This window comes from Citrobacter sp. TBCS-14, from assembly GCF_005280805.1.
Lineage (GTDB): Bacteria > Pseudomonadota > Gammaproteobacteria > Enterobacterales > Enterobacteriaceae > Citrobacter > Citrobacter gillenii.
Genome location: NZ_SZWM01000729.1, coordinates 1 through 251, shown reverse-complemented (window position 1 = coordinate 251; position 251 = coordinate 1). Strand labels below are relative to the sequence as shown.

General features: G+C 55.4%; 1 pseudogene. It reads right to left on the bottom strand.

Features of this window, described 5'->3' with window-relative positions:
* Positions 1-251: pseudogene (gene emrD / locus FDX22_RS20965) on the bottom strand (multidrug efflux MFS transporter EmrD); the annotation flags it as partial.

Genomic DNA, 251 nt, shown 5'->3' with positions numbered 1-251 from the left:
AGACCGCCGATCAACATCAGCACGTAACAGGTGAAAGAGCTATTACCAAACAGGGTTTTGTAGCTGGCAATAAGCCGTGGACGCGGCGCACCCGCAGGCCGTGTTTCCGGCATCCAGCGCGCCATGCTAAACGTCACACCCGCACACAGAATCAGCAGGAAAATATAGCAGGCGCGCCAGTTCCACACTGTATCCAGCATGCCGCCAATCAGCGGAGCTAACAGCGGACTGACCAGAATCCCCATGTTTAA